Annotated in this window: 6 protein-coding genes and 1 pseudogene; 4 read left to right on the top strand and 3 right to left on the bottom strand. The window is 65.1% G+C overall.

Annotated features, from left to right (window positions below; genetic code table 11):
• Window positions 1-61 precede the first annotated feature (61 nt).
• From LL06_RS24250 to LL06_RS24240, 3 genes are read right to left on the bottom strand one after another with little or no spacing between them, the layout of a single operon-like run.
• Entirely contained in the window at window positions 62-952 is an 891-nt protein-coding gene (locus LL06_RS24250; protein WP_035533169.1) for an NAD(P)-dependent oxidoreductase, read from the bottom strand.
• The gene (locus LL06_RS24245) at window positions 949-1827 is read right to left on the bottom strand and encodes a glycosyltransferase (RefSeq protein ID WP_280114137.1); all 879 of its coding nucleotides are present in this window, start codon (window positions 1825-1827) and stop codon (window positions 949-951) included. Before LL06_RS24245 ends, LL06_RS24250 begins: the two co-directional genes overlap by 4 nt.
• A complete protein-coding gene (locus LL06_RS24240; protein WP_035533168.1) occupies window positions 1824-3044 on the bottom strand; it encodes an NAD-dependent epimerase/dehydratase family protein in 1221 nt (406 codons plus the stop codon). The genes LL06_RS24245 and LL06_RS24240 overlap by 4 nt, the downstream gene beginning before the upstream one ends.
• A gap of 128 nt (window positions 3045-3172) precedes the next feature.
• Between LL06_RS24240 and ybgC the strand changes: the two genes are divergently transcribed.
• The 4 genes and pseudogenes from ybgC to LL06_RS24220 all read left to right on the top strand — a co-directional run.
• Window positions 3173-3622 (top strand): tol-pal system-associated acyl-CoA thioesterase, encoded by a 450-nt coding sequence (gene ybgC / locus LL06_RS24235; RefSeq protein ID WP_035533167.1) that lies wholly within the window; start codon window positions 3173-3175, stop codon window positions 3620-3622.
• A 229-nt stretch (window positions 3623-3851) separates the two neighbouring features.
• Window positions 3852-4568 carry a protein TolQ gene (gene tolQ, locus LL06_RS24230; RefSeq protein WP_035533165.1) on the top strand — a complete coding sequence of 239 codons (717 nt, stop codon included), beginning with the start codon at window positions 3852-3854 and terminating at the stop codon, window positions 4566-4568.
• Between the two features lie 8 nt (window positions 4569-4576).
• Window positions 4577-5029 (top strand): protein TolR, encoded by a 453-nt coding sequence (gene tolR, locus LL06_RS24225; RefSeq protein WP_035533163.1) that lies wholly within the window; start codon window positions 4577-4579, stop codon window positions 5027-5029.
• Between the two features lie 10 nt (window positions 5030-5039).
• A pseudogene (locus LL06_RS24220) lies at window positions 5040-5393 on the top strand (hypothetical protein); the annotation flags it as partial.

Genomic DNA, 5393 nt, shown 5'->3' with positions numbered 1-5393 from the left:
CGCGGGCGAGCCTAATCCAAGCCGCGGGCGCTTCCAACCGGCCGCGGCCACTGCCTCGCGACTAATCCCGACAAGGTCCGGCGAGCCGCCTCACGGTCTCGACGAACAGCGTCTCGCCGCCCGGCTCCCAACCGAGCGCGCGGATCTTTCCGCACTCCATGGCGGCCACCGCCGCCGTATCGGCGCGTGCGGGCAGGGGGTGCGGGCAGCCCCTGGCGTCGCTGACGATGGACAGGATGTCGTGCGTGTCGGCGATCAAGTCGGAGACATTGAACACCGCGCCGCCCACTTCCGCCGCGTCCGCCTCCAGCATCAGCCGCACCGCCCGGCCCACGTCGCGGCCGTGCACCTCGGAGCCGGCGCGCACCGGCACCGGCCGGCCCGCCAGATAATCTCCGATCAGCCCGTCCCATTTGTTGGGGTGCAAATCGCCATAGACGCCGGTCAGCCTGAGGCTCGCGGCGCAGTAGTCCGGGTCGCTCAGCGCGGCGAGCGCCTTTTCGCAGCCAAGCTTGACCTCGCCATACAGACTTGACGGCGCCAGGTCCGTGTCCTCGGTGAGGGCCACGCCCGCGGGAATGCCGTCATAGACCGCGCGGCTCGACAGGAACACCGCGCGGCGGAGGCCGGCGCGTCTGGCCGTCTCGAACAGTCGAACGCTTCCGTCCAGATTGCGCCTGCGGAAGGCCGCGGGATCATCGCCTTCGCCGCCGCGATAGCGGCCGGGGACATGATCGAAAGCGGCATGGATGAGAAAGGCGGCGCCCTCGACCGGCGCGTCGTAATCGCCGGCCGCATCCAGCGTGAACTCGAAAAAACCGACGGGAGCGGAAAACAGGCCGCTCGCGGGCGGCGTCCGTCCGGCGACCACGACCTCGTAGCCCGCCGCCAGCAGCTCCTCGACGATGTAGCGGCCGACCAGCCCTGTGCCGCCGGTGACGAGGGCCTTCATGCCACCCGCGATCCGGCGGTTGCGGAGGGGCCGGCAAGCGACGCGATGTCGGGAATGGCCTTGCCCTCGTAGAAGGCATGCCACAGCGCGATGAGCGGCTCGAGCTGCTGCGCCTTCGGATGGCTCGCCTCCCAGGGCTTCTCATACTGGTAGTGCAGCACGCCGATCTGTTTCCAGTCCCAGAGTTCCGGCAGGTTGAACCAGACATATTGCAGCATGTTCATATAGACCGGCAGGCCGTGCCAGTCGGGAAAGAACGTCTCGAGAAACGTCTGGTCGGTGCGCCGCCAGAAGATCTCCGGTTGATCCAGCCGTTCGAGCATGGCGGCAAAGGTCGCGGCGGACGGCTTGGCGACGAAGACGCCGGAATTGAGCCGTTTGAAATCCTCGAGGCTCTCATAGACATTGGGAGCCGCGGAAAACTCCGGATAGCCGAACAGCCTGTCGATGTTGCGCAGCACCAGCGCGTCGGCGTCGATGAAGACGCATCTCTCGTAGCCGACGAGCTGCCACAGACGCAGCTTGCAGAAATTGTCGAGCGGCGAGTGGAAGGCGGGCTTGCGGCCCTTGGCGAAGGGCGCCGCCGCATGCAGGTTGCCGCGGGCGTGGCGCTCGTTGAAGCCGTCGGACAGGTCCAGGTGATCGACCTCGATCAGCCGGCAGCCGAGCTCGCCAAGCGGCGCCAGATCGGCGGCGTCGACGCCGCCGGTGCACAGCACCACGACATCGGCCGTGGTCTGCGTGCGCCCGATCGAGCGCGCCAGCGCCAGCGCGCCCATGGCGTAGTCATGGTTGGTGACCAGCGTGACGAAGGCATGGGCCGAGCGGGCGCCGGTCTTCGGCCGGACGCCCTCCGGAGCGGTGGTCTCCGTCAAGAGACCTCCCTGAGAGACTTGCCTTCCGGATCGCGGTTGATCTTGGTGGCGATGTCCTTGGTCCAGGCCGAGACGGCGGGGACCCTGCTGCGGTCGACGCGGTAGGCGAATTTCTTGGCCACATCGACGACTTCCTCGAGCAGGCCTTCCCTGAGCGTGGTCGGTTCGAGGCCGAGGCCCAGGAACTTCTCGTTGCGCACCACCAGGTCGTTTTCGGCCGCTTCCTTGCGCGGGTTGGGCAGCCAGGCGATCTGGGCGCCGGTGAGGCCGGCGATCATCTGCGCGAGATCGCGCACCCGGTGGGTCTCGGTCATCTGGTTGAAGATCTCGACCTTGGAGCCGCGTGCGGGCGGGTTGTTGAGCGCGATCTCGATGCAGCGCACCGAATCCTGGATATGGATGAAGGCGCGGGTCTGGCCGCCGCTGCCGTGCACGGTCAGCGGATAGCCGATCGCCGCCTGGATCAGGAAGCGGTTGAGCACGGTGCCGTAGTCGCCGTCATAGTCGAACCGGTTGACCAGTTGCGGGTGCCGCCGCGTCTGGTCGGTGTGGGTGCCCCAGACGATGCCCTGGTGCAGGTCGGTGATGCGCAGGCTGTCGTTCTTGGCGTAGAACTGGAAGATCAACTGATCGAGGCACTTGGTCATGTGGTAGATCGAGCCGGGATTGGACGGGTAGAGAATGTCCTGGGTGACCGTCTTGCCGTCCATAGTCTCGATGCCGACCGGCAGATAGCCCTCGGGGATCGCCGCGCCCACGGTCGAATAGCCGTAGACGCCCATGGTGCCCAGATGCACCAGATGCGCGTCGAGATCGATCTCCACCATGGCGTTGAGCAGATTGTGGGTGCCGTTCACATTGTTGCTGACGGTGTAGTTCTTGTGCCGGTCGCTCTTCATCGAATAGGGCGCGGCGCGCTGTTCGGCGAAATGGATGATGGCGTCCGGACGCTCCTCGGCCAGCCAGTTCTTGAGAAGCTGGTAGTCTTTCGCGAGGTCGATCAGGTGGAAATGGATCTTGCGGCCGGTCTCGGCATGCCAGATCCTTGTGCGTTCCTGGATCGAATCCATCGGGGTGAGCGACTGCACGCCGAGCTCCGTGTCGATCCAGCGGCGCGACAGGTTGTCTAGGATGTGGATTTCGTGCCCGGCATTGGACAGGTGCAGGGATGTGGGCCACCCGATGAAGCCGTCTCCGCCCATGATTGCAATCTTCATCCGTGTGTCTCCTGTGCCAGCGGTGTTTTCATTCTGATAGATCGGTTTTATGACAGAAAGACGATTGCCTCAATTCCTTAACCGGGTTGTGGACAGATCAGATCGATGATGGAACGGGGCCAGGGCACATGGACGCAAAGCTGTCGGGGGAATTGCGCGACGGCGGGCATCTGCTCACGCAGCGGGTCTATTACGAGGACACGGACTTCTCCGGCTTCGTCTATCACGCCCGCTATCTGCATTTCTTCGAGCGCGGCCGCACCGACTTTATCCGCCTGCTCGGCGTCTCCCAGGGCGCGCTGCACGCGGAAGCCGATCCGGCGGACGCCGTGGCCTTCGTCGTCAGGCGGATGGAGATCGACTTCCGCTCGCCTGCACGCATGGACGATGTGCTGACGATTTCCACCCGGCCGGTCGACATCCGCGGCGCGCGCATGCTGCTGTCGCAGACCATCAGCCGCGACGCTGTCCTGCTGGCGGAGGCTTCGGTCACCGTTGCGGTGGTCAACGGCCTGGGCCGGGCGCGCCGCCTGCCAGAGGCGCTCGCTACGAAATTTACCGCCGCACCGCAGCAATGAGCCGGGCCGGCGGCGCGGCGCGAATCCTAACCAAGCCTTAACCATAATTATTTATGAATGAAATCGTGAGGATTGCGCGGACTGCGTGCGCCATCCTTTGACCAAAATTGGCCGCGAGAAGACTCGGGAAGTGAATAGACGGCGGTCGCTCACTTCTGGATTCCCGGCACAAGTGACATTTTGGCCGCCCGGTAATAACACCGGGCGTTTGGATTCGAGGGATATGTGAATGGAACAAGTTGGACTTGCGGCAACCAGCGAAGTAACGCTCTGGTCGCTCTTCATGCAGGCCGGGTTCGTGGTCAAGTTCGTGATGCTGGGCCTCATCGGCGCATCGATCTGGACATGGGCCATCGTGGCCGACAAATGGATATCGTTCAACAAGTTCCGGCGCCAGTTGGATCAGTTCGAGCAGGTGTTCTGGTCCGGGCAATCGCTCGAGGAGCTCTACCGGACGCTGTCGGACCGGAAATCCTCGGGCATGAGCGCCATCTTCGTCTCCGCCATGCGCGAATGGAAGAAGTCGTTCGAGCGCGGCGCCAAATCGCCGATCGGGCTGCAGATGCGGATCGACAAGGCGATGGACGTGACGCTGGCGCGGGAATCCGACGCGCTTGAATCCAGGCTCGGCTCGCTCGCCACGATCGGCTCGGCGGCGCCGTTCATCGGTCTGTTCGGCACGGTGGTCGGCATCATGACCTCGTTCCAGGCCATCGCCGGATCGAAATCGACCAATCTGGCCGTGGTGGCGCCGGGCATTGCCGAAGCGCTGCTCGCCACCGCCATCGGCCTGCTCGCCGCCATTCCCGCGGTCATCGCCTACAACAAGTTCTCCGCCGACGCGGGCAAGCTGTCGGCCCGCATGGAAGGCTTCACCGACGAGTTCTCCGGCATCCTGTCGCGCCAGATCGACGAGCGCCTGAGCGCCCGCGCGGCTGCGGAATAGGAGGCGGCATGGGCATGTCAGCACAGGGTGGCCGAAGCGGCGGATCGCGCCGCGGACGCCGGGGCGGCCGCAAGCAGCTCCTGAGCGAGATCAACGTCACGCCGTTCGTCGACGTGATGCTGGTGCTCCTGATCATCTTCATGGTGGCGGCGCCGCTGCTCACCGTCGGCGTGCCGATCGACCTGCCGGAAACCCAGGCGAAGGCGCTCAATTCCGACACCCAGCCGATCACGGTGTCGGTCAATTCCGAGGGCCAGGTGTTTCTGCAGGAAACGGAGATTCCGATCGAGGAAGTCGTCGCCAAACTCGAGGCGATCGCCACCACCGGCTACAGCGAACGGATCTATGTCCGCGGCGACACCAATGCGGATTACGGCACCGTCATGAAGGTGATGGCGCGCATCTCGGCGGCCGGGTTCACCAATCTCGGCCTGGTCACGCTTCAGGAACAGGACAGTTGACGGCGCGCGGATGAAGGGAAGCCTGGCGACATCGACGGTATTGCACGCGCTCGTGCTGGGCTTCGCGCTGGCGTCGTTCGGCGCGCCGAAGACGCTTGAGGTGGCGGATGTGGAATCCTTTCCCGTCTCCATCGTGCCCGTCGAGGAGATCACCCAGATCCAGCAGGGCGAAAAGACCGCGCCCGTGGCCGAGATCGCGGCGCCGATCCCGACCGCGCGGCCCGACCCGGTGCCCGACGCGGAGAACGCCGGCGAAAATGACGTCGACCTGAAATCCGCCACGGCGGCCACGCCGAGCCCGCAGGAAGTCGTGTCCGAGGCGCCGCCGAAGCCCGCGGAAAAGCCGGCGCCGGTGCCCGAACCC

Origin of the sequence: Hoeflea sp. BAL378 (assembly GCF_000759435.1) — a bacterium.
In the GTDB taxonomy this organism is placed as follows: domain Bacteria; phylum Pseudomonadota; class Alphaproteobacteria; order Rhizobiales; family Rhizobiaceae; genus Hoeflea.
This window is presented reverse-complemented; position numbering and strand designations above follow the sequence as displayed.

Excerpts from the sequence above, each read along its gene's own strand:
- LL06_RS24240 (WP_035533168.1), bottom strand. The coding sequence starts at position 3,044 with ATGAAGATTGCAATCATGGGCGGAGACGGCTTCATCGGGTGGCCCACA.
- ybgC (WP_035533167.1), top strand. The coding sequence starts at position 3,173 with ATGGACGCAAAGCTGTCGGGGGAATTGCGCGACGGCGGGCATCTGCTC.
- tolR (WP_035533163.1), top strand. The coding sequence starts at position 4,577 with ATGGGCATGTCAGCACAGGGTGGCCGAAGCGGCGGATCGCGCCGCGGA.
- LL06_RS24250 (WP_035533169.1), bottom strand. The coding sequence starts at position 952 with ATGAAGGCCCTCGTCACCGGCGGCACAGGGCTGGTCGGCCGCTACATC.
- tolQ (WP_035533165.1), top strand. The coding sequence starts at position 3,852 with ATGGAACAAGTTGGACTTGCGGCAACCAGCGAAGTAACGCTCTGGTCG.